Source organism: Peptoniphilus sp. oral taxon 836 str. F0141 (genome assembly GCF_000179335.1).
Lineage (GTDB): Bacteria > Bacillota > Clostridia > Tissierellales > Peptoniphilaceae > Peptoniphilus_A > Peptoniphilus_A lacrimalis.
This window is the reverse complement of the sequence record NZ_AEAA01000115.1, coordinates 1-1,196: the sequence shown is the minus strand read 5'-3', so window position 1 is coordinate 1,196 and position 1,196 is coordinate 1. Positions and strand designations below refer to the sequence as shown.

Annotated in this window: 1 protein-coding gene; it reads right to left on the bottom strand. The window is 29.6% G+C overall.

Features of this window, described 5'->3' with window-relative positions:
• Nucleotides 1–88: 88 nt before the first annotated feature.
• The coding region (locus tag HMPREF9131_RS05945; protein WP_009345955.1) for an ABC transporter permease at nucleotides 89–1,196 on the bottom strand (1,108 nt) is incomplete at its 5' end.

Below are 1,196 nucleotides of genomic sequence, written 5' to 3'. Positions count from 1 at the left end.
TATTGATTTTTTTAAATTGATAAATAAAAAAATTGCATGGAAATTAATTATCTTAAAATCCATACAATATTTTAATTTTTATCATAAATTATTCATATCTTAAAGCTTCTATAGGATCAAGCTTTGCGGCTTTATTTGCAGGATAATATCCGAAGAAAATTCCAATAAGCATTGAAAAACCAACCGCAACAACAACTGATGTTATAGATGGTAGGGACCTCATCTTGAGTAAAGATGAGCCTAAAATCCCCAAAGTTCCACCTAAAAATATACCAAAAATTCCACCAACTATACAAATTATTACAGATTCAGTAATAAATTGAAATCTTATATCATTTCTTGTGGCTCCAAGGGCTTTTCTTATTCCTATTTCTCTTGTTCTTTCTGTCACAGAAACAAGTAAAATATTCATAACTCCAATACCACCTACAAGTAATGATATAGCAGCTATAGCTGATATGGCAATCTGTAAAGAATCCATTGTTGATGTCATCTGTTTCATTTGAGATAAGGCAGAATTTGTGTCAATTTTTACCCTATCATTTTTAGAAAAATATTTATTTTTTAAATAGGTACTTACACTTTGACAATCTTCCTCTACATTATCAGAATTTTTTAAAACAAAGGCTGCATAAGAAAAATAATCACTTACCCAACCATTTATTTCTCTTTCTCCCACATTATAAGGAATATAAATCTTTGAAGTATCTCCAGAACCTCCCAAAACTCCGACTTCTATCTTTTCCCACTTGTAAACTCCTACAACTGTCAAAACTAATAACTTATCTGCTTTTTTAACTTTTATTTCGGAACCTAAAGCACTTTGTATATCACCATTAAAAATTTTATCTACAACTTTATCAGAAATTACAGCCACATATTTTGACCTCGTATTATCTTCATCAGTTAAAAATCTTCCGCCAATCATATCTATTTTTTGAATATATTGACTTCCGCTTGTTGTAGAATTTATATCCACATTTATTGATTTATCTCCCTGATTTATTTTGCCTGAACCACCTGCACCATATAAAGAGTAATCTTTGACAATATCTGATAAATTTTCTTTTAAATCTTTTAACATATCTACAGTTAATCCATCTTCATATCTCATATCTTCCCAAGAATATTTGGGTTCATTAGGCTCTGTAGAAATCTGAACTGCAGTATTTCCTATAGAATCAAATGCTTTATTG